The organism is Streptomyces cacaoi (assembly GCF_006539165.1).
GTDB classification, from domain to species: Bacteria; Actinomycetota; Actinomycetes; order Streptomycetales; family Streptomycetaceae; genus Streptomyces; species Streptomyces cacaoi.
Genome location: NZ_BJMM01000014.1, coordinates 85,358 through 109,126, shown reverse-complemented (window position 1 = coordinate 109,126; position 23,769 = coordinate 85,358). Strand labels below are relative to the sequence as shown.

The window sequence follows — 23,769 nt, the reverse complement described above, 5'->3', positions numbered from 1 at the left end:
TGACGAAGAGCAGGCGGGGGACCGGCCCGGAGGAGCGCGGGCCCGAGGACGCGACGGAGCGCGCCCAGGAGCCCGAGGAGCGCCCGGAGGCGGAGCCGGAGCCGGAGTCCGCGCCTGAGCCCGTGACTGCGTCTGTGCAGGGGGACGGTGAGGGCGCGGAGGCGGAGCCCGGCTCGGGTGCTGCGGAAGGTGCGGAGGCGGGGTCCGACCTGCGGCCTGCGGAGGCTGCGGAGGCGGAGCCCGGCCCGGACGCGAAGGGCAACGAGGACGGGGACGAGGGCAAGAGCGAGGACGCACGGGCCGGTGCCGGGGCGGAGGCTGATGCAGGGGCCCGGGCCGGGGCGGGGACGCGGGGGCGGGTGGCTGCCGTTGTCGGGGTCGTGGGCGAACTGCTCATCACCGGCGGGCTGGTGCTGGGCCTCTTCGTCGTCTACTCGCTGTGGTGGACCAATGTGATAGCCGACCGCGAGGCCCGGAAGGAGAGCGACCGGGTGCGCGAGCACTGGGCCGCGGGCGACTCCGGCGGGCCGGGCGCGCTGGACACCAAGGACGGCATCGGATTCCTGCACGTGCCGTCGATGACCTCGGGCGAGATCCTGGTCAAGAAGGGCACCGACCCGAAGGAGTTGAACCAGGGCATCGCCGGGTACTACACGAAACCGGTCAAGTCCGCGCTTCCGCAGGACCGTTCGGGCAACTTCTCGCTGGCCGCGCACCGCGACGGGCACGGCGCCAGGTTCCACAACATCGACAAGATCCACGAGGGCGACCCGATCGTCTTCGAGACGAAGAACACCTGGTTCGTCTACAAGGTCTACAAGACGCTGCCGAAGACCTCGAAGTACAACGTCGACGTGCTCGACCCGGTGCCGAAGGAGTCCGGCAAGAAGACCGAGGGCCGCTACATCACCCTCACGACGTGCACCCCCGTCTACACCTCCCGGCATCGCTACATCGTGTGGGGCGAACTGGTGCGTACCCAGGACGTGGACAGCAAGCGCACGCCCCCGGCCGAGCTGCGCTGAAGCCGAGGGGCCCGGCGGCTTTTCGCACGAGGGGACGGACCGCACGGGGTCACCGGTGAGTGGTCCGTCCGACCTGTGTACCGATGCACTCGAAGGGGTTGCACCGTGCGTACACGTGGTCGTTCACCGAGCCTGCTGTGCCCCGCCGAGCGGGCCTCGGGGCGGAATACGGACGGCTGTTGACGCGAGGTGAGCGGGTGCGGATTGGCTACGTTGCTCCCACCTTTTCCTCGTAACGGAGCGAGCGACGTATGACCCATGAAGTGCCCTCGTTGCCCCGCCCACGGGCCGACTCCGGAAAGCCGCCGGATCCCGGCGACGGGCCCGCCCGGCCGCTGGAGGACGGATTCTCCCTGCTCTGTCCGCGGGAACCGGGCCCCGCGCTCAGCGCGGAACTGATGGGCCTGTCCGACCCGTCGACGCTCGGCGGGGACGGCGCCGCCGGGGTGCGGGACCGGCGGCTGCACGCGGCGCTGGTGGCGCCGGTGCGCTATCTGCTCGACGCCGGCGGCAAGCGCTGGCGCGCACACCTGATGACGCTCGTCCTGGAGATGTTCGACGCCGGCGGCCGGCACTACGCGGAACTCGTCGCCGCGTGCGAGATGGGGCACGCGGGTTCGCTCATGGTCGACGACGTGGAGGACGGCTCTCCGGTGCGGCGCGGCGGACCGGCGGCGCACACCGTCTTCGGCGAGGCCACGGCCATCAACGCGGGCACCGCCGCCTACTTCAGCCTCGACCGCGCCATCCGCAACACCTTTCCCCGGGACGCCGCCCTGCGGCTCGCGGTGTACGAGACCTATCTGGCGCATCTGCGCGCCACCCACGCCGGGCAGGCGCTGGACATCCAGGGCCACGACCGGGAGCTGGAGCACGCGTTGACCACCGGCGACACCCGGCCGCTGCTGGAGATGCTGACCCTCACCCACCGGCTGAAGACCGGCGCCCAGGTTCGCGCGATGTGCGAGATCGGCGCGCTGGCCGGGCGGGCGGGGCCCCGGCAGCGTGCCGCGCTCGGCGCGTTCGGCGAGGCGCTGGGGCTCGCCTACCAGATCATCGACGACGTCGGCGACCTGCGCGGCGTCGTGCACCGCGAGAAGGCCACCAAGCGTGTGGCCGACGATCTGCGCAATGCCAAGGTCACCTTCCCGCTGGCGCACGCCGTCGCGCTGCTCCCCCGCGCCGAGGCCGCCGCCCTGTGGCGCGCGGTGCGCGAGGAGCCGGACGGGCCCGGCGAGGAGGCCCTGCGCTGCTGGGCCCGGACGATCGAGGACAGCGGGGCCGTCAAGGAGTGCGAGGAGCGGGCCGCGCGGCTGCTGGACGAGGCCGGGGCCGCCGCCCGCCCGTATCTGCCCGAATCGCCGCGCACCGAGGCCCTGTTCGAAGCCGCGGCCCGGGTGGTCCACCGCAGCTGGAGCAGCTAGCCCGGCCGGGGAGGGGCGTGCGGCCTGAGGCCGGGTCCGGAGCGCTGGGAGCGCTGGAGAGAGAGCAGAGCCCCGGCAGCGGGCGCTGCCGGGGCTCGTACGGGTGAGGTCGCCGTCGGGTCAGTGATGGCCGCGGTGGCGGCCGAAGCCGCCGAAGAGGCCGCCGCCGTCCCCTCCGTCGTCGTCACCGCCCTCGTCGGGGCCGGCGGGGCGGGTCATGATGTCGACCTTGTCGCCCTTCTTGCCGGGGGAGTTGGCGGCCGGGTTGGTCGTCACGACGATGGCCTCGTCGGACTGGTCGCCGTGTACGTCGCCGACGGTGAAGCCGGCGTCCTCCAGTGCGCTCTTCGCGTCCCCGAGCTTCTGGTTGGTGACGTCGGGCACGTTGGCCGGCTCGTCGTCGGACGCCTTGGCGACGGTCAGCTGGATCGGGGTGCCCTCCGGCTGCTTGCCAGGGCCCGGGTCCTGCTTGAGCACCGTGCCGGCCGGCTTGGACTCGTCGTCCTGCTCGGCCTTGTTGACCTTGAAGCCGAGCGCTTCCAGCTGCGTCTTGGCCGCCTCGAAGTCCTTGCCGACGACGTTGGGGACGGTCGGCCGGGACTCGGTGGCGACGGTCAGGGTGACCTGGGAGCCCTTCTGGACCTTCTGGCCACCCGAGGGGTCCTGGCTGATCACGGTGCCGGCCTGCTGCTCGGACTCCTCGGTCTCCTTCTTGACCTTGAATCCGGCCTCGTTGAGCTTCTGCTTGGCGTCCGCGAAGACCTCGTTCGTCACATCCGGCACGGCGCGCGGCTTCGCGCCCTTGGACATGATCAGGCTGACGGTGCTGTCCTGGTCGACCTCTTCACCGGCGCCCGGCGAGGTCTTGCAGACCGTGCCCTTCTTCTCGTCGCAGTAGACGCTCTTGCCCGTGGTGGCCTTCAGATTCGAGTTCTCGATCTGCCGCGTCGCCTCGGACACGGACAGGCCCGCCACGTCCGGCACCTCGGGGCTGTTGTTCGGGCTGTTGAACAGCGCGCGGCCGACGAAGATCGCGCCGACCAGGACGAGGATCACGGCCAGCGCGAGCAGGATCGTGGAGACCGGGCTCTTCTTCGGGCGGCGCCGCCCCTGCTGCTCGTCGTAGTAGCCGCCGTCGTCGGGCCGCGTCGGGGGCAGCATCGACGTCTGTGCGTCCTGCTGGCGCAGCGCGGCCGTGGGCTGGTCCTCGGGCGGGTAGTAGCCGCCGGCGCCCATCGCGGTGGGCGCCGCCACCGGCTGGCCGTCCAGGCACGCCTCGATGTCGGCGCGCATCTCATCGGCGCTCTGGTAGCGGTAGTCCGGGTCCTTGACCAGGGCCTTCAGCACGATCGCGTCCATGGCGGGCGAGATCTCGGGGTCGAAGGCGCTGGGCGGCTGCGGCTCCTCACGCACATGCTGGTAGGCGACCGCGACCGGGGAGTCGCCGACGAACGGCGGCCGCACGGTGAGGAGTTCGTACAGCAGGCAGCCGGTGGAGTAGAGATCGGAGCGGGAGTCGACGGTCTCGCCCTTGGCCTGCTCCGGGGAGAGGTACTGGGCCGTGCCGATCACCGCGGCCGTCTGCGTCATCGTCATCCCGGAGTCGCCCATGGCGCGGGCGATGCCGAAGTCCATGACCTTGACCTGGCCGTTGCGCGTCAGCATGACGTTCGCCGGCTTGATGTCGCGGTGGACGATGCCGTTGCGGTGCGAGTACTCCAGGGCCTGGAGGATGCCGACGGTCATCTCCATGGCCCGCTCCGGCAGCAGCTTGCGGCCGGAGTGCAGCAGCTCCCGGAGCGTGGAGCCGTCCACGTACTCCATGACGATGTACGGGATGGAGACGCCGGCGCCCGCCCCCGACGGGTCGTCGTACACCATGTCCTCGCCGGTGTCGTACACGGCGACGATCGCCGGGTGGTTCAGCGAGGCGGCCGACTGGGCTTCGCGGCGGAAGCGGGCCTGGAACGACGGGTCGCGGGCGAGATCGACGCGGAGCGTCTTGACCGCGACCGTGCGCCCCAGCCGGGTGTCCTGGGCGAGGTAGACCTCGGCCATGCCTCCCCGGCCGAGCACGGAGCCCAGCTCGTACCGGCCGCCCAGGCGACGCGGCTCTTCCATAGTCTCCAGCCCTCTCCGGTCTTCCGTGCCGCGGCGCCTGGATGGACGTCCGGCCTTCGGCACGGCGGTGTGCTGCTCGGCATACGGTACCCGGCCGTCCTCACGTGCCCGGCGTGACCGTGGTGACCGGGGTCACCCCTTGCCCGCCGTGTGCCTCACTGCTTTCCCTTGAGGACGGCTTCCATCACCCTCTTCGCGACGGGGGCGGCGAGCTTGCCACCCGCGATGTCGTCGCGGAGTGTGTCGGAACTCTCCACCACGACAGCGACGGCGACGGGAGATCCGTCACCCGTCTTCGCGTAGGAGATGAACCAGGCGTACGGGTTGTCCTTGTTGTTCTCGCCGTGCTGTGCGGTACCGGTCTTGCCGCCGACGGTGAAGCCGGGGATCTGGCCGGGCTTGCCCGTACCGTCCTTGACGACCGTCTCCATCGCCGACTGGAGCTTCTGCGCGTTCTCCGCGGAGATCGGCTGGCTCAGCTCCTTCGGCTTCGTCTGCTCGATGACGTTGAGGTTCGGCGCGACGAGCTGGTCGACCATGTACGGCTTCATGAGCTTGCCGTCGTTGGCGACCGCCGCGGCGACCATGGCCATCTGCAACGGGGTGGCGCGGTTCGAGGCCTGGCCGATACCCGCCTGCGCGTTCTGCGAGGCGATGTCCTTGGGGTAGATGCTCTTCGCGGGGCGGACCGGCATGTCCAGGTCCGGGTCCAGGGTGCCGCCCTTGACGTCCTTCTTGAAGCCGAACTTCTCGGCGGCCTCGATCATTTCGTCGTTGCCGAGCTCATGGCTCATCTTCGCGAAGACGGTGTTGCACGACCACTGGAGCGCGACGCGGATGCTGGCGTTCTTGCACTGCGGGATGTTGCCCTCGTTGCCGAGGTCCCTGGTCGTGCCCGGCAGCCGGTACGGGTCCGGCGAGTCCGTCTTGCTGTCGACGTCGTACTTGCCGCTCTCCAGGCCGGCCGCCGCCGTGACGACCTTGAAGGTCGAGCCGGGCGGATAGGTCTGCCGCAGCGCCCGGTTGAGCATCGGGTCGTCCGGGTCGTTCTTCTTCTGGAGGGCGTTGTACGCCTCGCTGTCCTTCTTGCCGACGCCGGCGAAGTTCGACGGGTCGTAGGAGGGCTTGTTGGCCAGCGCGAGGATGGCGCCGGTCTTCGGGTTGATCGCGGCCACCGCGCCCTTGGCGTCGCCGAGCCCGTCGTAGGCGGCCTTCTGTGCCTTGGCGTCGAGCGTGGTGACGACGTTGCCGCCCTTCTGCGGCTTGCCCGTCAGCATGTCGATGGTGCGGTTGAAGAACAGCCGGTCGTCGTCGCCCGTGAGTATCGGGTCGTAGAGGTTCTCCAGCTGGGTGGCGCCGAAGCCCTGCGAGGCGTAGCCGGTGACCGGCGCCCACAGCTTGCCGTTCTTGTAGGTCCGCTTGTACTTGAAGTCGTTGCCGTTGACGATGGTCGACCCGGTCACCGACTTGCCGTCGACGATGATGTTGCCGCGGGGCTGGGCGTACCGGGCGATGTCGACGCGACGGTTCTTCGTGTCGGTCTTCAACTCCTCGGCCTGCACGAACTGGAGATAGTTCGTACGGACCAGCAGGGCGAGCACGAGCAGCCCGCAGAAGATCGCGATACGGCGCAGGGGCTTGTTCATCGTGAAAGACCTCGCGATGCCTGGGTGTGTGCGGTCATGACGGCCTGACCACCTGGGTCATCTCGGCGTCGGGAGACGGCGCCGGGGCGGGCGCCGGGCGGCGCGCGGTGTCGCTGATCCGGATCAGGATGCCGATCAGCGCCCAGTTGGCGAGCACCGAGGAGCCGCCGGAGGCGAGGAACGGCATCGTCATACCCGTCAGCGGGATGAGGCCCATCACACCGCCCGCGACGACGAAGACCTGGAGACCGAAGGCGCCGGAGAGACCGACCGCGAGCAGCTTGCCGAACGGGTCGCGGGCGGCCAGCGAGATGCGGACGCCGCGCTCGACGATCAGCCCGTAGAGGATGAGGATCGCCATCGTGCCCGTCAGGCCCAGCTCCTCGCCGACGGTGGCGAGGATGAAGTCGGAGTTGGCGGCGAAGCCGATCAGGTCCGAGTTGCCCTGGCCCCAGCCGCTGCCGAGCACCCCGCCGGAGCCGAACGCCCACAGCGACTGGGCGATCTGGTCGCTCTGGGCCATCGTCTCCTTGGCGAAGGGGTGCAGCCACGCCTGGACGCGGTCCTGTACGTGCGGCTCGAAGGTGGCCACGGCCGCGGCGCCGCCGGCGGACAGCAGCAGACCGAAGACGATCCAGCTGGTGCGCTCCGTCGCCACGTACAGCATGATCACGAACAGGCCGAAGAACAGCAGCGAGGTGCCCAGGTCCGTCTCGAAGACCAGGATCATCAGGCTGAGCGCCCAGACCACCAGGATCGGGCCGAGGTCCCGCCCGCGGGGCAGATACAGGCCCATGAAGCGGCGTGAGGCCAGCGCCAGGGCGTCCCGCTTCACCATGAGGTAGCCGGCGAAGAAGACCGCGATGAGGATCTTGACGAACTCACCGGGCTGGAGGTTCAGCGGGCCCAGGCTCACCCAGATCTTCGCGCCGTTGCGTGCGGGGAAGAACACCGGCAGCACCAGCAGCACCAGGCCCACGGCCATGGAGATGTAGGTGTACCGCTGGAGCACGCGGTGGTCCTTGAGCACGACCAGGATCGCGACGAACAGCGCCAGCCCGATCGCCGAGTACATCAGCTGGTTGGGCGCGTCCGGCGAGAAGGCGCCGAACAGCAACTTGGCGCGGGTCTGGAGCCGCTCGGACTGGTCCAGCCGCCAAATGATCACCAGGCCGATGCCGTTGAGGAGCGTGGCCAGCGGCAGCAGCAGCGGGTCGGCGTACGGCGCCCAGCGGCGCACCACGAGATGGCCGACGCCGGCCAGCAGCGCCAGCCCGAACCCGTAGCCGAGCATGCCGGAGGGCAGCCGGTCGTCCATCGCCAGGCCGACGTTGGCGTAGGCGAACACCGGGATCAGCACCGCGAAGACGAGCAACGCGAGCTCGGTGTTGCGGCGGCTCGGCAGACCGCCCGAGGACACCGTGGTGTTACTGCCGGTGGTGGTGAGATTGCTGCTCATGCTGTTTGGCCGCCCCCTACGGCGCGGTGCACTGCTTGGCCAGCTCCTGCTGCTTCCCGGTCAGCCCGGAGCTGGGGTCGGGAGAGGGCGAGCCGCTGCGAGTGGAGTCGTGGGTGGAGCCTGAGGTGAAGGCGGCCGGGTTCGCCGTGCCGGTGCCGGTGCCGGTCCCGGTTCCGGTCCCGGTGCCCGTACCGGTTCCGGTGTCGCTGCCGTTGCCGGTCTCGGCACCGCCCTTCCGGCCCGCGTCACCGGGCCGGTTCTCCTCGTCCTTGCGTTTCTTGTCCGACTCGGGCTTTTCGGGCTTCTGCTTGCGGTCCGCCACGATCTTGCAGACCTCGGCCTGCTTCCCGAGTTCGTCGAGCTTGTCCCTGGCCTCGTCCCGGTTGTTCAGCGCGATCGTGTCGCGGACCTGGTTGCGCTGGAAGGTGGGCAGGTACTTGAGTTCGATCTCGGGAGCGTCCTCGTACACGTTGTGCAGCTTGACGCCGGCCAGCTCCTGGCTGATGCCCCGGTAGAGCGCGACGTGTTCGTCCTTGGCGCCGATGTAGTACTGCGTCTGCGTCCAGCGGTAGCCGCCGTAGAGCCCGCCGCCGACGACGGCCAGCGCCAGCGCGATCCACAGCGAGCGCTTCACCCACCGGCCCTTGCCGCCCCGCGGCTTGTTCAAGTCCTCGTCGGAGTACGGCCCGAACGCGCCCGCGGGCGCCGCCGGCCCGTCGGTGGGCGGCCCGAAGCCCTCCGGTGCGCCCTGCTGCCCCTGCTGCGGCACTCCGCCGCGGCCCAGTTCGGCCGCGCGGGCCGCGGGTGTGCGCAGCGTGCCCGGGTCCCCGCCCAGCGGCTGCTGCGTCTCGGCGACGGCGCCGACGATGACGGGGGTGTCGTTGAGGTATCCGGCGAGGGTGTCGTCGTGGTCGACGTCGAGCACGTCCGCGACGATGCAGGTGATGTTGTCGGGACCGCCGCCGCGCAGCGCGAGCTGGATCAGCTCCTGCACCGTCTCCTGGGGGCCGTGGTACCCGGCGAGCGCCTCCTCCAGCGTCTGGTGGGAGACGACGGACGAGAGCCCGTCCGAGCACAGCAGATAGCGGTCCCCGGCGCGCACCTCGCGGATCGACAGATCGGGTTCGACGTGGTCGCCGCTGCCCAGCGCGCGCATCAGCAGCGAGCGCTGCGGGTGTGTGGTGGCCTCTTCCTCCGTGATGCGGCCCTCGTCGACGAGCCGCTGCACCCAGGTGTGGTCCTGGGTGATCTGGGTGAGCTGGCCGTCCCGCAGCAGATAGGCCCGCGAGTCGCCGACGTGCACGAGGCCGAGCCGCTGGCCCGTCCACAGCAGCGCGGTGAGCGTCGTGCCCATGCCCTCCAGCTGCGGGTCCTCCTCGACCATGACGCGCAGCTGGTCGTTGGCGCGCTGCACCGTGGTGCCGAGCGAGGTGAGGAGATCCGAGCCGGGAACGTCCTCGTCGAGCTGGACCATCGTGGAGATCACCTCGGACGAGGCGACCTCGCCGGCGGCCTGGCCGCCCATGCCGTCGGCCACCGCGAGCAGCCGTGGACCGGCGTAGCCGGAGTCCTCGTTGTGCTCACGGATCATGCCGTCGTGTGATCCGGCGGCAAAGCGCAGTGACAGGCTCATGCGCACCTCGCCCGTCGGCTCCGGGTACATCCGCACGGTGCCCACCCTCCGGTCGTCATGTCGGTACTACTTCCGCAGCTCGATGACCGTCTTGCCGATACGGATCGGCGCTCCGGGCGGGATCGGCGTCGGTGTGGTGAGCCGGGTCCTGTCGAGATACGTGCCGTTGGTCGACCCGAGGTCCTCGACGATCCACTGGCCGTCACGGTCCGGGTAGATCCTGGCATGCCGGCTGGACGCGTAGTCGTCGTCCAGCACGATCGTCGAATCGTGTGCGCGGCCGAGGGTGATGGTCTGCCCCTGGAGGGCGACGGTGGTGCCGGTCAGCGACCCTTCGGTCACGACGAGCTTGGTGGGGGCGCCCCGGCCGCCACCGCGTCCGCGCCGGCCGCCGGCGGGCTGCTGGCGCTGCTGCTGGGGGCGCTGCTGCGGACGCTGGTCCTGAGCGCGCCGCGCGGTGCGCTGCGTCACCCGCGTCCCGAACAGGTCACTCCTGATGACCTGGATGGACACGATGACGAACAGCCACAGTACGGCGAGAAACCCCAACCGCATGACCGTGAGGGTCAGCTCTGACATTGCCCCCGCTTCACCCTTCGGCTTGCCGGTAAATGATCGTGGTGCTGCCCACGACGATGCGTGAGCCGTCGCGGAGCGTAGCGCGCGTGGTGTGCTGTCCGTCCACCACGATCCCGTTCGTGGAGCCGAGGTCCTGGATCGAGGGGGGGTTTCCCGTCCTGATCTCGCAGTGACGGCGGGAGACGCCCGGGTCGTCGATCCGGACATCGGCCTCCGTGCTGCGGCCGAGCACGAGCGTCGGCCGCGAGATCTGGTGCCGGTTGCCGTTGATCTCGATCCAGCGCCGGGTCTCCGCCCCCGGCATCGGACCGGCCGGGCCCGTCGGGCCGGGCGCGTACGGCGGCGGGCCGGACGGGACGGGCGGAGCCGAGGACGGGCGGGGAGGGTAGCCGCCCTGGCCGGCACCGCCGGGACCCTGCGGGCCCGCGCTCGGGGGTTGCTGCTGCGAGGTGCTGGAGGCGAGCGTGCGGCTGCGTACGCGGTAGAGGCCGGTGTCGAGATCCTCGGCCTTCTCCAGATGGACCTTGATCGGGCCCATGAAGGTGTAGCGCTGCTGCTTCGCGTAGTCCCGCACCATGCCCGAGAGTTCGTCCCCGAGCTGGCCCGCGTACGGGCTGAGCCGCTCGTAGTCGGGCGCGCTCAGTTCGACGATGAAGTCGTTGGGGACCACCGTGCGCTCGCGGTTCCAGATGGTCGCGTTGTTGTCGCACTCGCGCTGGAGGGCGCCGGCGATCTCCACGGGCTGCACTTCGGACTTGAACACCTTCGCGAAGGTGCCGTTGACGAGACCTTCGAGACGCTGCTCGAAGCGCTTCAGAACTCCCACGATGCACCTCCTTCCCAGATGCCCTCGGGCCTAGTGACGCCTCCCAGTGTCCCCGAACGCGGGCACGACGCGTCTGCGGTACTGCTTACTGATCGTATCCACGCGCGGTGGTACCGGGTGGTTCCCTGCGTGAGGCTGACCGGCCAGTGTTGCCTCTCACAGTGCCGTACTCCGTCGTATGTCCTCGCCACAGGTTCACATGGATCGTAAGGGCGCCGGGCCCCAGTGTCCCCCAGCGCCGGTGGAGAAGGGGCGGGATCGCGCGCGTGCGGGACACCGGAGCAGTGGCCGGAAAACTGCGGCTGGAACGACGCGGGTGGCCGGAAGCGGTGGTTGACCGAAAACGAGGGACACGGGGAATACGGGGGCGGCGAGGAGGAAGGGGGAGGGGGCGTGTGTGCGGTGCGGGGGGCCGAGGGTGAGGAAGGGCGGGTTCCCGGGGAACGGCCCCGAGGGGCGAGGGGGCGAGGGGGCGAAGGGGCGAAGAGGCGGGGGAGACGGGGAGACGGGGGTGTTCTCGCGGTGGCCGTTGCGGTCGTTGCGGCCGTTGCGGGTCGGGGTGACGGCTCGGGGCGACGACGGCTCGGGGGATCCGCGGTGCGCAGCGCATCGATCCGTGTGCGCAGTGTGCACGTGGGGAGCCTGTGGGACCGGGCTGTCCGGGGGCCGGTCATACGGATGTGAGTCCACCCCCGACAGCGTGCTAATGTTCTGGATGTCGGCAGGCGCCCGGCCCGACCGGGACCACGACAACACCCAATGCGCGGGTGGCGGAATAGGCAGACGCGCTGGATTCAGGTTCCAGTGTCCGAAAGGACGTGGGGGTTCAACTCCCCCCTCGCGCACCGAAGGAGAGGCCCTTTCGCCGGACGGAAACGTCGGCGAAGGGGCCTCTTCGCTGTGTGCCGCGTCTCCCCTCCGGATCTCCTCTCGCTTCCGGGTCCCGCCGGACCACCCACTCCGGGGCGGCTGCTGTCGGTGACGGCGTCGTGGCGGCGGTCAACTCGCCCTGTGGGATGGATCACTCGGGCCGGTGGGTGCCGGCCGTCGGACACACATCGGGCCGGGCCCGCGGAAGTGCGGGGCCCGGCCCGGGAAGTGTTCCGGCCGTGGACGGCCGGGACGCGGAAAGGCCGCGGAAGAGTCCGCGGGGCCGCGGAGCCGAATGGGCCGCGGATCAGGCGGCCAGCGAGGCGGCGATCTCCTTGCCGCGGCGCTCGGCGCTCTCGTGCGCCTGGGCACGGGACGCCTTGGCCATGTCGACCAGGCCCTCCATGCCGGGGGTGGACTCCGCCAGCGTCAGCTCCGGGACGATGAACTCCACGTCGAGGCCGAAGCCGCCGTCGCCGAGCATCTTGCCCAGGAGGTTCTGGACGAACTCGAAGCTCTCGCGCGGGGTGCCCGGGCCGTAGCCGCCGCCACGGCTGGCGATGACGGTGGTCGGCTTGCCGGCGGCGGTGCGGTTCTCCGTGCCGGTGGTGCGGCCCATCACGATCACGTGGTCCAGCCACGCCTTCAGCGAGGAGGGGATCGTGAAGTTGTACATCGGCGCGCCGATGAGCACGGCGTCCGCCTGCTCCAGCTCGCTGACCAGCTCCTCGCGGAGCGCGAAGTCCCGCACCTGCTCGGGCGTGCGGTCGGCGGGCGGAACGAATCCCGCGATCGCCGCCGAGGCGTCCAGGTGCGGCAGCGGGTTCGCGCTCAGATCCCGGTGGATCACCTTGCCGTCCGGGTGCTGGGACTCCCATGCCTTGCGGAAGGACGCCCCGACGTCCCGCGAGACGGAGGCGCCCAGCGGGTACAGGGACGAGTCTATGTGGAGCAGGGTGGCCATGATCATTCTCCTCAGCGGGGGGATACAGCAGAGGAACTTTCTGCTGTAGCTATTGGTACCACAGGGACTTACTTTTCTGCATCTCCTTGCGGATGGCCAGTACCCTGGGTGCATGACAGAGCTTCGCGAGCAGCGCGACCCCCCGCCCGGGCCGGCGGCGGAGAGCTGTACCGAGCCCGAGAGCGCCATCACCCGTGTCTTCCATCTCCTGGGGAAGCGGTGGACCGGCGTGATCCTGGCCGCACTCATGAGCGGCCCAGGACACTTCGCCGAGCTGCGCCGAGCCGTGCCCGGCATCAGCGAGCGCATGCTGTCGGACCGGCTGACCGAGCTGATCGCCTTCGGGCTCGTCGTCCGCTCCGTCGAGGAGGGGCCGCCGCTACGGGTCAGCTACAGCCTCACCGACTCCGGGTACGCACTGCGGCCCGCCATGGTGGAGCTGACCCGCTGGGCGGACGGACACCTGCCGACCAGCGCGGAGAAGTGCCCGGAGGCGTTCCGGGACTGACCCCGCTCCCCTCCGGCCGGGCACGGCCGGGCGGGGCCGGGGCTTCGGGGCCGTCGGCTCCGGGCCGCCGCGGCCGGTTCTTCCGTGGTGCGGCCGTTGTCGAACGGCGGCTGTGCGGTGTGCGCGGTGCCGGTGTGCGCGGTGCCGGTGTGCGCGCTGCGGCGGGGCAGGATACGGGCCGTGCACGGACCGTGGTGGCGGTTGGCCGGACTGTGGGGGCCCGCGCCCCCGCGCGGTCGTAGGGTGGACGCGATGAACGCCAACTCCCCCAACAGCGCCAGTGGCGAACCCGGGACGGAACGGCTGGAGAAGGCGGTGCGGGCGGCGGAAACCGCGCTGATCGAGTACGAGATCGCGGTCGAGACCTTCCGGGTCGAGGTGGAGAACTTCTCCCGGCTGCACCACCAGCGGCTCGGCCCTCTGCACGCCCGCCTCGACGAACTCGACGCACAGATCGCCGAGGCCGTCGCCGCCCGGACGCAGGACCCGGAGGACCAGCGCAGGGCCGACGAGGCCCGCGGCGCCGTGCTCCCCATGCCGCGCGTCGAGGAACTCTTCTTCGGGTGGATCGACTCGGGCGGCATGCTGCCCGAGGCGCAGGCCATGCTGAACGAGCAGTCCGTCAGCCCGCCCGGCCGCGTCCGCCCCAGCGAAGAGGTCCGCAAGGCCTACCGCGACCTCGTCCGCAGATCCCACCCCGACCTCGCCCAGGACGAGGCCGAACGCGACCGCCGCGAGGCGTTCCTGGTGCGCGTGAACAAGGCGTACGCCGAGGGGGACGGGCAGGCCCTCGCCGCGCTCGCCGAGGAGTGGGAGGCCGGACCGCTGCCCGCCGCCGAGGCCGAACTGCTGCGCAGCGAAGAGCTGTACGCACGTCTGGAATGGCTCGCCCAGCGCAAGGAAACGCTGTCGCAGATGGCGGCGGAGCTGGAGGAGAGCGCGATCGGCGCCATGCTCAAGATGGCGCCGGACGACCCCGACACGCTGCTGGAAGAGATCGCCGAGAAGCTTCTCGCCCAGGTTGCGGAGCGCGAGCAGGAACTCGTACGCGTCACGGAAGAACTGAGAAAGGAACGGGAGCAGGCATGAGCGCCCCCGGACAGCTGCCGCAGACCGACATCACGTCGCTGCCGGCCGACGCACTGCTGCTGGACGTCCGCGAGCAGGACGAATGGGACGCGGGGCACGCCGAAGGCGCCCTGCACATCCCGATGAGCGAATTCGTCGGCCGCCTCGGGGAGTTGACCGAGCGGCTCGACGACGGTGAGCGGGTGTACGTCGTCTGCCGCGTCGGTGGACGCTCGGCCCAGGTCGCCGCGTATCTGCTCCAGCAGGGCATCGACGCGGTGAACGTGGACGGAGGCATGCTCGCCTGGGAACAGGCCGGCAAACCGCTCGTGGGCGACAGCGAACCCGCCTTCGTCCGCTGACCCGTCCTTTCTCCTCCCCTCCGCCCCCGGTTCTCTCCGCCCTTTCCGCCTTCCTTCCTCAGCCGGCCGAGGTGTTCGCGAGATCCTTGCGCCGGTTGTCCTCGGTGGCCGCGTTCTCCTGCCCGCAGAGGAGGTCGCCCAGGGCCTCCTCGTGGGCGGCCGCCGGGCCGGCGGACAGTTCGAGCTGCTTGGCCCAGGCATGGAAGCGGTGCAGGGTGTTGTCGACGTCGGCACCCGCACCGCCGTGCAGATGCTGCGCCGTCTGCACCACGCGCCGCACGCCGTCCGCCGCCCAGCTCTTGGCCACCGCCACATGCTCGGGCGAGGGATGCCAGGCCGCCTGCCACAGCGTGGCCTCCATCGCCCGCAGATCGATGTAGCGGTCGGCGGCCTGCACGGCCACGGCCTGGAACGTGGCGACCGGATGCCCGAACTGCTTGCGCTCCGAGACGTAGGCGCTGGTCATCTCCAGCACCTGGCCGGCGAGACCGGCGGCCAGGGCGCAGTTTCCCGTGCACAGCAGCCGATGCAGATGACCGGCCGCCTCGGGGGCGGTGACGAGCTCACCCGCCGGCACCCGCACCGCGTCCAAGCGGACCTCGGCGTACCGCTCCCCGTTCGTCGAGAACTGTTCCGCGAGGCCCACCCCCTCCGCCCCGGGGCCGACGAAGGCCAGCACGGGCGCGCCCTCCGGCGTGTGCGCCGGGACCGCCAGCAGCTCGGCCGTCTGCGCCCACGGCACCGTGGTCTGCACACCGTCGAGCGCCCAACTCCCGCCCTGCTGACGGGCAGTGACCGCCAGCTCCGGCCGCTCGTGCCCCGACCCTCCGGCCGACGCCGCCGTCACGGCGCATGTGCCGTCCGCGATCCGTGGCAGCAGGCTCGCGCGCAGCTCCTCGCTGCCGTACGCGGCGACCGTCAGCGCCGCCGCGCCCGTCTCCAGCAGGGGGACCCGGGCGAGCACCCGGCCCGCCTCGCGCAGGACGAGGCAGAGCGCCGCCAGGTCCAGGCCGGAACCGCCGTGCTCCTGCGGCACGACGAGGCCGAGCAGATCGGACTGTGCCAACTGCTGCCACAGCGCCCTGTCGAAGTCCTCGGCGACGGCGCGCGACGTCATCGCCGGGCTGGGTACCGCATCGGGCGCCACCTTGGAGAACGCGGCCCGCGCCGCCTCCTGCGCTGCCTGTTGTTCCTCGCTGAAGCTGAAGTCCATGCCGTGCGCCCCTTTCCCTGCCCTCGTGCCCGGAGTGCCGTGCGGGAGCGTTACCTTGTGAGCTGATGGGGCGTCAGGTTAAGGGTGCCGGGCGCAGTTCGCCAGAGCGAGGGCGGGCCGGACCCATCCGTGCGGGCCTGTGCTGCTACGCGTCGAAGTCGACCTCCACCTTCTCCGTCAGCGGTCGGGACTGGCAGGCCAGCACATACCCGGCCTTCAACTCCTCGTCCTCCAAGGCGTAGTTGCGCTCCATATGGACCTCTCCCCCGAGCAGGCGGACCCGGCAGGTGCCGCACACCCCGCCCTTGCAGGCATACGGGGCGTCGGGCCTGTTGCGCAGCACCGCCTCCAGCACGGACTCGCCCTCGTCCACCGGCCAGGTGCCGCTGCGGCCCGCCAGAACCGCCCGGACGGAGACCGACCTGGCGGACGGCTGCGCGGCCGGACGGGGCGGCGCCGCGGCCGCGCCCGTGTCCGTGTTCGTGTCCGCCTCCGCATGGAAGATCTCCTGGTGGATGTGCTCACGCGGCACCTCCAGCGTCCGCAGCGCACGGGACGCCCCCTCGACCAGCCCGAGCGGACCGCACAGATACCAGCCGTCCATCGAGGCCGCCCCGCCCTCCGGCAACAGGGCGGGCAGCAGGGCACGGAGACGCTCCTCGTCGAGGCGGCCCGTCGGCAGCCCGCTCTCCTGCTCCTCCCGGGAGAGGACGGTGACGAGCTGGAAGCGCTCCGGGTAGCGGTCCTTGAGGTCGGCCACCTCCTCCAAAAACATCGTGGAACCCGTCGTCCGGTCGCTGCGGATGAGACAGAAGGACGCCTGCGGTTCGCGCGCCAGCAGGGTGGCCGCCATCGACAGCACGGGGGTGATGCCGCTGCCCCCCACCACGGCGGCGAACCGGCCGCGGCGCGGCTCCAGCACGAACCGGCCGGTGGGCGGCAGCGCCTCGACCGTGCTGCCCACCGTCAGCTCCTTGAGCGCATAGGTGGAGAACTCGCCCCCCTCCACCAGGCGTATCCCCACCCGCAGCGTGGCGGGCTCCTCCTCGGCTGGAGCGCACAGCGAGTAGGTGCGGCGAATCTCCTCGCCGGGCTCCGTCGTGCGGCGCAGCGCGATGTGCTGGCCGGGTGCGTAGCGGTAGGTGGCGCGCAGTTCCTCCGGCACGGCGAGGGTGAGGGCGACGGCGTCGTCCGTGAGCCGGTCCACGGCGGCCACACGCAGCGGGTGGAACACCCTCAGACCTCCTTGAAGTGGTCGAACGGCTCCCGGCACGCCAGACATCTGCGCAGGGATGTGCAGGCGGTCGACGAGAACCGGCTGAGCAGCTCCGTACCGGCCGCACGGCAGTGCGGGCAGCGGATCTGTTCGGTGAGGCCGTCGGCCCGACGGGCGGGGGAGAGCCTCACCGGGACCGGGCCGTCCCGCCCGGTGCCGGGCCGGGGCGGCGCCACCCCGTGCTCGGCCAGCTTGCGGCGCCCCTCCTCGCTGATGTCGTCCGTCGACCAGGGAGGGCTGAAGACCGTACGCACCGTGACCCGTTGGACGCCGGCCGCCGTGAGCGCCCGTTCGACGTCCTCGGCCATCGTCTCCAGCGCGGGGCAGCCGGTGTAGGTGGGGGTCAGCTCGACCTCGACCCGGCCCGGCTCGGGTTCGCTGACGCTGCGCAGGACCCCCAGCTCCGCGAGCGTGATCACCGGAAGCTCCGGGTCCGGGACCGAGCCGGCCAGCTCCCGCAGCGCCGGGAGCCGAGTGGGCCCGGATGCCGGCGGGCGCGTGCCGGGGGCGTCCTGCGGGGCCGGGCGCGCGGTCACCATGACGCCCCCGGGTGGCTGCGGTGCAGATGCTGCATCTCGGCGAGCATGCGGCCGAAGGGCTCGGTGTGCAGGCCCTGCCGGCCGGCGCCCGCGGACCAGGCCCCCGTACCGGGACCGTCGGGCACGGTGAGCCCCGCGCGGCCGAACACGTCCGTGAGCGTCCCGGACCATTCGGCGCGCAGCCCGTGCCAGTCGATGTCGAGGCCCTCGATCGGCTCGAACAGCTCGCCCGTGTAGCGCCAGAGCGCGTCCGCGGCCCGCTGCATACGCGCGTGGCTCTCCTCGGTGCCGTCCCCGAGACGGAGCGTCCACTGCTCGGCGTGGTCGAGGTGGTAGGCCGTCTCCTGTGCCGCCTTGGCGGCGACCGGAACGCAGGAGGCCAGGCGGTGGTGGAGCGGCAGCTGGTAGGCGGAGAAGTACAGCTGGCGCACGATCGTGTGGGCGAAGTCCTCGTTGGGCTGTTCCACCAACTGGCAGTTCCGGAAGGCCCGTTCCTCCCGGAGGTAGGCGATCTCGTCCTCCGAGCCCAGCTCGTCCCGCAGCTCGGCGTAGAGCGCACGGGCCTGACCGAGCAGATCCAGCGCGATGTTGGCGAGGGCGACCTCCTCCTCCAGCACGGGTGCGTGGCCCGCCCATTCGCCGAGGCGGTGGGAGAGGACCAGGGCGTCGTCGGCCGGGGGAAGCAGCGCCAGGGCCGGCGGAGCCGTGGCGGTCACAGGTTCTGCACCCCCTCCGGGACCTCGTAGAACGTCGGGTGGCGGTACGGCTTGTCCCCGGCGGGCTCGAAGAAGGGGTCCTTCTCGTCCGGGGAGGAGGCCGTGATCTCGCCGGCGGGCACCACCCAGAGGGAGACGCCCTCGGAGCGACGGGTGAACAGATCACGTGCGTTGCGCAGGGCCATGTGCGCGTCCGGCGCGTGCAGGCTCCCGGCGTGGGTGTGGGAGAGGCCGCGCCTGCTGCGGACGAACACCTCCCACAGGGGCCAGTCGGTGCCGGTCATCGGTCTCCACTCCTCGCTGCCCGCGGGGCGGCGGTGTGCGCCCCGGCGGGCTGCCGTTCCTGGTGTGCCGGCGGCTCCACGGGACGGGAGCGCTGTTTGGCGGCGTGGGCGGCGGCCGCCTCGCGGACCCAGGCCCCGTCGTCGTGTGCCCGGCGCCGCTGCTCCAGGCGCTGGGCGTTGCAGGGGCCGTTGCCCTTGAGGATCTCCTGGAACTCCTGCCAGTCGATCGGTCCGAAGTCCCAGTGGCCGCGCTCGGCGTTCCACGTCAACTCCGGGTCGGGAAGGGTGAGTCCGAGGGACTCGGCCTGGGGGACGCAGATGTCCACGAAGCGTTGCCGCAGTTCGTCGTTGGAGTGCCGCTTGATCTTCCACGCCATGGACCGGGCGCTGTGCGACGAGGCTTCGTCCGGCGGGCCGAACATCATCAGGGAGGGCCACCACCAGCGGTCGACCGCGTCCTGAGCCATGGCGCGCTGGGCCGGCGTCCCCCGGCTGAGCGCCAACAGCAGTTCGTAGCCCTGCCGTTGGTGGAAGGACTCCTCCTTGCAGACGCGGACCATCGCGCGGGCGTAGGGGCCGTAGGAGCAGCGGCACAGCGGCACCTGGTTGGTGATGGCCGCCCCGTCCACGAGCCAGCCGATGGCGCCGACGTCCGCCCAGGTCAGCGTGGGGTAGTTGAAGATGGACGAGTACTTCTGCCGACCGGAGTGCAGCTTGTCGAGCAGCTCCTCGCGGTCGGCGCCGAGGGTCTCGGCGGCGCCGTAGAGGTAGAGGCCGTGACCCGCCTCGTCCTGCACCTTGGCCATGAGGATCGCCTTGCGGCGGAGGGAGGGGGCCCGGGTGATCCAGTTGGCCTCCGGCTGCATGCCGATGATCTCCGAGTGCGCGTGCTGCGCGATCTGCCGGACGAGCGTGGCCCGGTAGGCGTCCGGCATCCAGTCCCGCGGTTCGATCCGCTCGTCCGCGGCCACGGCGGCGTCGAAATCGGCCTGGAACTCCTGCTCGCTCTTCTCCGGAGGAGCCCCGGCCCGCGCCGGGCCCGCCCCGCTCCCCGCCTCCCGCTCCCGCGGAGGTGATGTCGCCGATGCCATCCGAACCCCCAGATCTCAGACCGCGCCGTACCCGTGCCCACCTGCGGGCACCGGTCTCCACAGCAACCGACCGACCGATCGTTCGGTGCAAGCATGCGACGGCCTCCGGGTCCTGTCAAGAGCGATTGCTGCGGCCCCACGGGCCCGGAACGACGGGCGCAAGTACCCTCTGAGAGTCTCTGAGGCGGCCGGCCCAGTCATGGGCATGGAAAAGACAAAGGGGAGCAGGGAGGGCATGGAGCCAGCAGCGCACCAGGAGCCCGGGGCGGCGGACGGCGACGCACGTGCGCCCGGTGGTGCGCGGGGGGGCGGGTCCCGTGCGATCCCCGGGAACCGGGAGCGGCGTACTCCCGCTGCCGAGGAGCCGGAGGGCCGGGGCGAGCCGCCCACGGAGCCCGGAGAGCCCGCGGCGTCATCGACATCCATACGGGCGGACGAGGCCGACGGCGACTCGAACGGGCCCGCCGGGCACGGCAGTTCGGGTGGTGGCGAGGAGGCGGGCCCCGCCGGGCTGGCTCGGCTGTCGCTCCCCGCGAGGATCTTCGTGGCGATAACCGTGGCCGTCGTCGCGGTGGCCGTCGCCGTCCACGTGACGATGGTCTTTCTGCACGTCGCGCCCGACAACACCGTCAGCAGACAGCACTCCGACGCCGTCGACGACTACGTGCTCCCCGAGTTCGAACAGAACTGGAAGCTCTTCGCCCCCAACCCGCTCCAGCAGAACGTCGCCGTGCACGCCCGGGCCGCCGTCACGAAGGACGACGGCAACACCGAGACCACGGGCTGGGTCAACCTCACCGCCCTCGACGGCGCCGCCGTCCGCGGCAACCCCGCACCGAGCCACACGCAGCAGAACGAGCTGCGCCGGGCCTGGGAGTTCTACGCCAACTACCACGACGACAAGAGCCGTCCGGTCGGCCTGCGCGGCCGGCTCTCGGAGCAGTACATGAAGCGGATCGTCATGCGGCGCTTCGGTACCCGGCTCAACGGCGGCAGCGTCGAGCGCATCCAGCTGCGCTCGGCGATCACACCGGTGAAGCCGCCGCCCTGGAGCCAGGAACGCATGGACCTGCGGACCAAGTACGCGGTTCAGCCCTGGTGGCCGGTCACCAGCGCCGACCTTCCCGGGAGTGACTCGTGACGGACCCGACGGACGCCAGGAACGCGGGCCCGACCGCCGCGAGCGGGCAGGTCACGGCGCAGAGCGACGGGGAGCAGCCGCGGTACGGCCCGGCGCAGGGGCGGCACGGAGCGGTACCGCCGGCCGTCCCGGACAAGGCTGTCGCCGGGCCGCGGGCCCGGATCGAGGGCTGGGTCTCGCGGGGCCTCACCCGCGTCACCTCGTCCGCGCTGGGCCCGTACCAGACGGCGATCGTCCGTATCGGCTTCGGCCTGGTGTGGTTCCTCTTCCTGCTGCGCGAGTGGCCGCACCGGCAGGAGCTGTACGGGCCCGAGGGCCCCTGGAGCTGGGGTCTGGCCGAGCGGCTCATCGACTCCAACCACGCCTTCACGGTGCTGATGTGGTCGAGCAGCAACAGCTGGTTCGAGCTGGTGTACCTCCTCGCGCTGCTCTCCGCCGCGGCCCTGACGCTCGGCTGGCACACCCGTGCCTCGTCCGTGCTGTTCATGGTCGGTGTGCTCTCGTTGCAGAACCGCAGCGTCTTCATGGGCGACGGCGGCGACAACGTCATACATCTGATGGCGATCTACCTGGTGCTCACCCGGTGCGGCCAGGTGTGGTCGCTGGACGCGCGCCGGGCGGCACGCGGCCGGACGGAGGGGACCGCCGGTGTCGTTCTGTGGGCGGTGCTGGGCGCCGTGCTGCTGGGCGGCACCGTCGCGGGCGGTTTCAGCCTCGGCTGGTGCCTGTTCTTCTGGGCGCTGTGGGTGGCCAACGGGCTGTGGTGGGTGCTGCGGCGCGCGGGTGCGCGCGGGGGGCGGAGCGTGCGCGAGGCGCGCGATGTCTGCGACATCCTCGCCAACCTGGGCCACAACGCCGTCCTGCTCGTGATCATGGTCGAGGTCTGTCTGATCTACTCGACGGCCGGCTGGTACAAGATCCAGGGCACCCGGTGGCAGGACGGAAGCGCCGTCTACTACCCGATGAACCTGGACTACTTCAGTCCCTGGCCGGAGCTGAGCCATGTGCTCGCGGGCAACGGCCTCATGATCTTCCTGGTCACCTATGTCACGGTCGGCATGCAGATCGCCTTCCCGTTCACGCTGCTCAACCGCCGTGCGAAGAACGTGCTGCTCGCTTTCATGATCGTCGAGCATCTGGGCATCGCCGTTCTGCTGGGCCTGCCGTTCTTCTCGCTGGCGATGATCGCGGCCGACGCCGTCTTCCTGCCGACCGTCTTCCTGGTGTGGTCCGGGCGTCGCCTCGGCGCCCTGGCCGCCCGGGTACGCGGACTGCTGCCGCGCGGCCGTCGGCCGGACACCGGCCACGAGGAACGCGAGGAGCACGGGAGGGACGAGGCGATGGATCACGGCCCGGACGGTGCTCCCGCCGGGATCCCCGCCGCTCAGGAGTCGGAGGACGACGTCGCCGGTACCCGGCTGCCGGGGCGCTGAACACCGCTCCCGCCGCCGTTCCGCTGCCCGTAGGCTGGCCCGGTGACCAGGTACGACGGGAGAGCCGACGGCGCGGGCACCGGTGACGCCGCATGGGCCGCGTATGCGCCGCAGGGCGTGCTGCTGGACGGGTTCCACGCGCTCAAGCACGCGCTGCGTTTCGGCGCACGGGTGCCGGTGGCCCGGACGCTGGACCGCGGCGCGACGCTGGCCCTCGCCGAGGAGCTGGCGCCCGACCTGGTGGACGCTCTGGACGGTCTGCTGCACGAGGTGCCGGCGGAAAGGCTGCGTCAGCTGGTGCCCCGCCCGCACCCCACCGGGGTCGCCGGGCTCGCCCTGCGGGACACCGCTCGGGAGCTGGACCGGACCGCTCCCCTCGTCGTCCTGGACAACCCGCGCAACCTCGGCAATCTCGGGGCCGTGGTGCGGCTGGCGGCGGGCGCCGGGGCCGGTGGCGTGCTCACCACCGGCGACGTGGACCCCTGGCATCCTGCGGCTGTCCGCGCGGGCGCCGGGCTGCACTTCGCCACAGCTGTGGAGCGGCGCACGGTTCCTCAGCTGCCGGACGGACCGCTGTACGCCTTCGACGCGGACGGCGCCGATCTGCGGTCCGTGCCGCTGCCGGCCGACGCGCTGCTCGCCTTCGGCTCCGAACGCCACGGCCTCTCCGCCGAGGTCAGGGCGCGTGCCGACCAGCTGGTGGCGCTGCCCATGCGGCCCCAGGTCTCCAGCTACAACCTCGCCACCAGCGTGGCCATGGCGCTCTACCACTGGATGGCGCAGCCGGCCTGAGCGGCGTCCCGGCCCTCGGGCCGAGCACCCGGCGCATCGGCGTCCCGGAGGGAACGTCCTCGCGCTCCCGTGGAGACGTGGCGGAACGTCCCCACAGCTGACGCAGAAAAGCGTCGAGCCCGGGGCGCGGAGCCCCGGGCTCGGGAAAAGGTCTGCGCAGGAGCGCTTCTTCGCCGGGCAGGCGAAGAAGGGTCACAGATAGGGCCCGCCGGTGCGGCCCTTCGCGTCTTCGCCCGGCGCGCCCTCCTCGGGGAGGACACCCGGAGGCAGCGCCCTGCGCATCTGCTCCAGCTGTGCGCGTGCGGCCATCTGCTGGGCGAAGAGCGCCGTCTGGATGCCGTGGAAGAGGCCCTCCAGCCAGCCCACGAGCTGGGCCTGGGCGATCCGCAGCTCGGCGTCGGTGGGGGTGGAACCCTCGGTGAAGGGAAGCGAGAGCCGTTCCAGCTCCTCGATCAGCTCCGGCGCCAGACCGTCCTCCAGCTCCTTGATCGAGCTGGTGTGGATCTCCTTGAGGCGGGCCCTGCTGGCCTCGTCCAGCGGTGCGGCCTTCACCTCCTCCAGCAACTGCTTGATCATGCTTCCGATCCGCATGACCTTCGCCGGCTGCTCCACCATGTCCGTCACGGGGACCTCAGCCTGCTCGTCGCCTTCACCGTCACCGCTCTTGCCCGCGGCACCGCCGAGAGCCATACCGTCGGGCCCCACGACCAGGACCTGGGGGCTCTCCTGCGACTGTTCGTTGCTCGGCTGTGTCATGCCCCCATTCTGCATCGTCAGCTGTGCCGTGTGCCGGGCGAGC

General features: G+C 71.2%; 22 protein-coding genes and 1 tRNA gene. 9 read left to right on the top strand and 14 right to left on the bottom strand.

Features of this window, described 5'->3' with window-relative positions; all coding sequences use genetic code 11:
• Positions 1-134 precede the first annotated feature (134 nt).
• Positions 135-1,025: a class E sortase gene (locus SCA03_RS16030; RefSeq protein ID WP_371863950.1), complete on the top strand. Its 891-nt coding sequence runs from the start codon at positions 135-137 to the stop codon at positions 1,023-1,025.
• Positions 1,026-1,276: 251 nt separating this feature from the next.
• A complete protein-coding gene (locus tag SCA03_RS16025) occupies positions 1,277-2,449 on the top strand; it encodes a polyprenyl synthetase family protein (RefSeq protein ID WP_051846000.1) in 1,173 nt (390 codons plus the stop codon).
• 120 nt (positions 2,450-2,569) lie between these two features.
• On the opposite strand, the gene pknB is transcribed toward SCA03_RS16025, so the two are convergent.
• The 6 genes from pknB to SCA03_RS15995 all read right to left on the bottom strand — a co-directional run bounded on the left by pknB (position 2,570) and on the right by SCA03_RS15995 (position 10,713).
• Positions 2,570-4,570: a Stk1 family PASTA domain-containing Ser/Thr kinase gene (pknB, locus tag SCA03_RS16020; protein ID WP_030886086.1), complete on the bottom strand. Its 2,001-nt coding sequence runs from the start codon at positions 4,568-4,570 to the stop codon at positions 2,570-2,572.
• Positions 4,571-4,725: 155 nt separating this feature from the next.
• On the bottom strand, positions 4,726-6,216 hold the full coding sequence (locus SCA03_RS16015) for a peptidoglycan D,D-transpeptidase FtsI family protein (protein WP_030886088.1): 1,491 nt from the start codon (positions 6,214-6,216) through the stop codon (positions 4,726-4,728).
• 34 nt (positions 6,217-6,250) lie between these two features.
• Positions 6,251-7,675 (bottom strand): FtsW/RodA/SpoVE family cell cycle protein, encoded by a 1,425-nt coding sequence (locus SCA03_RS16010; RefSeq protein WP_030888001.1) that lies wholly within the window; start codon positions 7,673-7,675, stop codon positions 6,251-6,253.
• A gap of 16 nt (positions 7,676-7,691) precedes the next feature.
• The gene (locus SCA03_RS16005; RefSeq protein ID WP_230988741.1) at positions 7,692-9,338 is read right to left on the bottom strand and encodes a Stp1/IreP family PP2C-type Ser/Thr phosphatase; all 1,647 of its coding nucleotides are present in this window, start codon (positions 9,336-9,338) and stop codon (positions 7,692-7,694) included.
• A gap of 36 nt (positions 9,339-9,374) precedes the next feature.
• On the bottom strand, positions 9,375-9,887 hold the full coding sequence (locus SCA03_RS16000) for an FHA domain-containing protein FhaB/FipA (protein WP_030886097.1): 513 nt from the start codon (positions 9,885-9,887) through the stop codon (positions 9,375-9,377).
• A 10-nt stretch (positions 9,888-9,897) separates the two neighbouring features.
• A complete protein-coding gene (locus SCA03_RS15995; RefSeq protein ID WP_030886101.1) occupies positions 9,898-10,713 on the bottom strand; it encodes an FHA domain-containing protein in 816 nt (271 codons plus the stop codon).
• A gap of 761 nt (positions 10,714-11,474) precedes the next feature.
• On the opposite strand from SCA03_RS15995, the gene SCA03_RS15990 reads away from it, so the two are divergent.
• A tRNA-Leu gene (locus SCA03_RS15990) sits at positions 11,475-11,558 on the top strand.
• A gap of 332 nt (positions 11,559-11,890) precedes the next feature.
• On the opposite strand, the gene SCA03_RS15985 is transcribed toward SCA03_RS15990, so the two are convergent.
• Positions 11,891-12,547 carry an FMN-dependent NADH-azoreductase gene (locus tag SCA03_RS15985; protein ID WP_030883325.1) on the bottom strand — a complete coding sequence of 219 codons (657 nt, stop codon included), beginning with the start codon at positions 12,545-12,547 and terminating at the stop codon, positions 11,891-11,893.
• A 112-nt stretch (positions 12,548-12,659) separates the two neighbouring features.
• Between SCA03_RS15985 and SCA03_RS15980 the strand changes: the two genes are divergently transcribed.
• The 3 genes from SCA03_RS15980 to SCA03_RS15970 all read left to right on the top strand — a co-directional run bounded on the left by SCA03_RS15980 (position 12,660) and on the right by SCA03_RS15970 (position 14,485).
• The gene (locus SCA03_RS15980) at positions 12,660-13,055 is read left to right on the top strand and encodes a winged helix-turn-helix transcriptional regulator (protein WP_030883323.1); all 396 of its coding nucleotides are present in this window, start codon (positions 12,660-12,662) and stop codon (positions 13,053-13,055) included.
• Between the two features lie 252 nt (positions 13,056-13,307).
• Positions 13,308-14,144, top strand: a complete 837-nt coding sequence (locus SCA03_RS15975; RefSeq protein WP_030883321.1) for a J domain-containing protein — start codon at positions 13,308-13,310, stop codon at positions 14,142-14,144.
• On the top strand, positions 14,141-14,485 hold the full coding sequence (locus tag SCA03_RS15970) for a rhodanese-like domain-containing protein (protein ID WP_030886108.1): 345 nt from the start codon (positions 14,141-14,143) through the stop codon (positions 14,483-14,485). The genes SCA03_RS15975 and SCA03_RS15970 overlap by 4 nt, the downstream gene beginning before the upstream one ends.
• A gap of 58 nt (positions 14,486-14,543) precedes the next feature.
• Here the strand turns inward: SCA03_RS15970 and SCA03_RS15965 are convergent, their stop codons facing one another.
• The 6 genes from SCA03_RS15965 to paaA form a co-directional block, all read right to left on the bottom strand.
• On the bottom strand, positions 14,544-15,698 hold the full coding sequence (locus SCA03_RS15965; RefSeq protein ID WP_086815427.1) for an acyl-CoA dehydrogenase family protein: 1,155 nt from the start codon (positions 15,696-15,698) through the stop codon (positions 14,544-14,546).
• 145 nt (positions 15,699-15,843) lie between these two features.
• A complete protein-coding gene (locus SCA03_RS15960) occupies positions 15,844-16,980 on the bottom strand; it encodes a 2Fe-2S iron-sulfur cluster-binding protein (protein ID WP_086815428.1) in 1,137 nt (378 codons plus the stop codon).
• Positions 16,935-17,513, bottom strand: coding sequence for a 1,2-phenylacetyl-CoA epoxidase subunit PaaD (gene paaD, locus SCA03_RS15955; RefSeq protein ID WP_086815429.1), 579 nt, complete (start codon positions 17,511-17,513; stop codon positions 16,935-16,937). The genes SCA03_RS15960 and paaD overlap by 46 nt, the downstream gene beginning before the upstream one ends.
• A complete protein-coding gene (gene paaC / locus SCA03_RS15950; protein ID WP_086815430.1) occupies positions 17,507-18,229 on the bottom strand; it encodes a 1,2-phenylacetyl-CoA epoxidase subunit PaaC in 723 nt (240 codons plus the stop codon). Before paaC ends, paaD begins: the two co-directional genes overlap by 7 nt.
• The gene (gene paaB / locus SCA03_RS15945) at positions 18,226-18,513 is read right to left on the bottom strand and encodes a 1,2-phenylacetyl-CoA epoxidase subunit PaaB (protein WP_030883311.1); all 288 of its coding nucleotides are present in this window, start codon (positions 18,511-18,513) and stop codon (positions 18,226-18,228) included. The genes paaC and paaB overlap by 4 nt, the downstream gene beginning before the upstream one ends.
• Positions 18,510-19,604 (bottom strand): 1,2-phenylacetyl-CoA epoxidase subunit PaaA, encoded by a 1,095-nt coding sequence (paaA, locus tag SCA03_RS15940; protein WP_051846002.1) that lies wholly within the window; start codon positions 19,602-19,604, stop codon positions 18,510-18,512. The genes paaB and paaA overlap by 4 nt, the downstream gene beginning before the upstream one ends.
• Positions 19,605-20,148: 544 nt before the next feature.
• Here paaA and SCA03_RS15935 point away from each other — a divergent pair.
• The 3 genes from SCA03_RS15935 to SCA03_RS15925 all read left to right on the top strand — a co-directional run bounded on the left by SCA03_RS15935 (position 20,149) and on the right by SCA03_RS15925 (position 22,970).
• Positions 20,149-20,745 (top strand): DUF5819 family protein, encoded by a 597-nt coding sequence (locus SCA03_RS15935; protein WP_230988736.1) that lies wholly within the window; start codon positions 20,149-20,151, stop codon positions 20,743-20,745.
• A gap of 161 nt (positions 20,746-20,906) precedes the next feature.
• On the top strand, positions 20,907-22,178 hold the full coding sequence (locus SCA03_RS15930; RefSeq protein ID WP_086815433.1) for an HTTM domain-containing protein: 1,272 nt from the start codon (positions 20,907-20,909) through the stop codon (positions 22,176-22,178).
• A gap of 117 nt (positions 22,179-22,295) precedes the next feature.
• On the top strand, positions 22,296-22,970 hold the full coding sequence (locus SCA03_RS15925; protein WP_107061465.1) for a TrmH family RNA methyltransferase: 675 nt from the start codon (positions 22,296-22,298) through the stop codon (positions 22,968-22,970).
• A 192-nt stretch (positions 22,971-23,162) separates the two neighbouring features.
• Here SCA03_RS15925 and SCA03_RS15920 read toward each other — a convergent pair whose 3' ends face one another.
• On the bottom strand, positions 23,163-23,726 hold the full coding sequence (locus tag SCA03_RS15920; protein ID WP_030883302.1) for a bacterial proteasome activator family protein: 564 nt from the start codon (positions 23,724-23,726) through the stop codon (positions 23,163-23,165).
• Positions 23,727-23,769: the final 43 nt, after the last annotated feature.

Coding starts and splice junctions, on each gene's coding strand:
- SCA03_RS15980 (WP_030883323.1), top strand. CDS start 12,660: ATGACAGAGCTTCGCGAGCAGCGCGACCCCCCGCCCGGGCCGGCGGCG.
- SCA03_RS15970 (WP_030886108.1), top strand. CDS start 14,141: ATGAGCGCCCCCGGACAGCTGCCGCAGACCGACATCACGTCGCTGCCG.
- SCA03_RS16010 (WP_030888001.1), bottom strand. CDS start 7,675: ATGAGCAGCAATCTCACCACCACCGGCAGTAACACCACGGTGTCCTCG.
- SCA03_RS16000 (WP_030886097.1), bottom strand. CDS start 9,887: ATGTCAGAGCTGACCCTCACGGTCATGCGGTTGGGGTTTCTCGCCGTA.
- SCA03_RS15965 (WP_086815427.1), bottom strand. CDS start 15,698: ATGGACTTCAGCTTCAGCGAGGAACAACAGGCAGCGCAGGAGGCGGCG.
- SCA03_RS15920 (WP_030883302.1), bottom strand. CDS start 23,726: ATGACACAGCCGAGCAACGAACAGTCGCAGGAGAGCCCCCAGGTCCTG.
- pknB (WP_030886086.1), bottom strand. CDS start 4,570: ATGGAAGAGCCGCGTCGCCTGGGCGGCCGGTACGAGCTGGGCTCCGTG.
- paaB (WP_030883311.1), bottom strand. CDS start 18,513: ATGACCGGCACCGACTGGCCCCTGTGGGAGGTGTTCGTCCGCAGCAGG.
- paaD (WP_086815429.1), bottom strand. CDS start 17,513: ATGGTGACCGCGCGCCCGGCCCCGCAGGACGCCCCCGGCACGCGCCCG.
- SCA03_RS16015 (WP_030886088.1), bottom strand. CDS start 6,216: ATGAACAAGCCCCTGCGCCGTATCGCGATCTTCTGCGGGCTGCTCGTG.
- SCA03_RS15960 (WP_086815428.1), bottom strand. CDS start 16,980: ATGTCTGGCGTGCCGGGAGCCGTTCGACCACTTCAAGGAGGTCTGAGG.
- SCA03_RS16025 (WP_051846000.1), top strand. CDS start 1,277: ATGACCCATGAAGTGCCCTCGTTGCCCCGCCCACGGGCCGACTCCGGA.
- SCA03_RS15975 (WP_030883321.1), top strand. CDS start 13,308: ATGAACGCCAACTCCCCCAACAGCGCCAGTGGCGAACCCGGGACGGAA.
- SCA03_RS15985 (WP_030883325.1), bottom strand. CDS start 12,547: ATGGCCACCCTGCTCCACATAGACTCGTCCCTGTACCCGCTGGGCGCC.
- SCA03_RS16005 (WP_230988741.1), bottom strand. CDS start 9,338: ATGTACCCGGAGCCGACGGGCGAGGTGCGCATGAGCCTGTCACTGCGC.
- paaA (WP_051846002.1), bottom strand. CDS start 19,604: ATGGCATCGGCGACATCACCTCCGCGGGAGCGGGAGGCGGGGAGCGGG.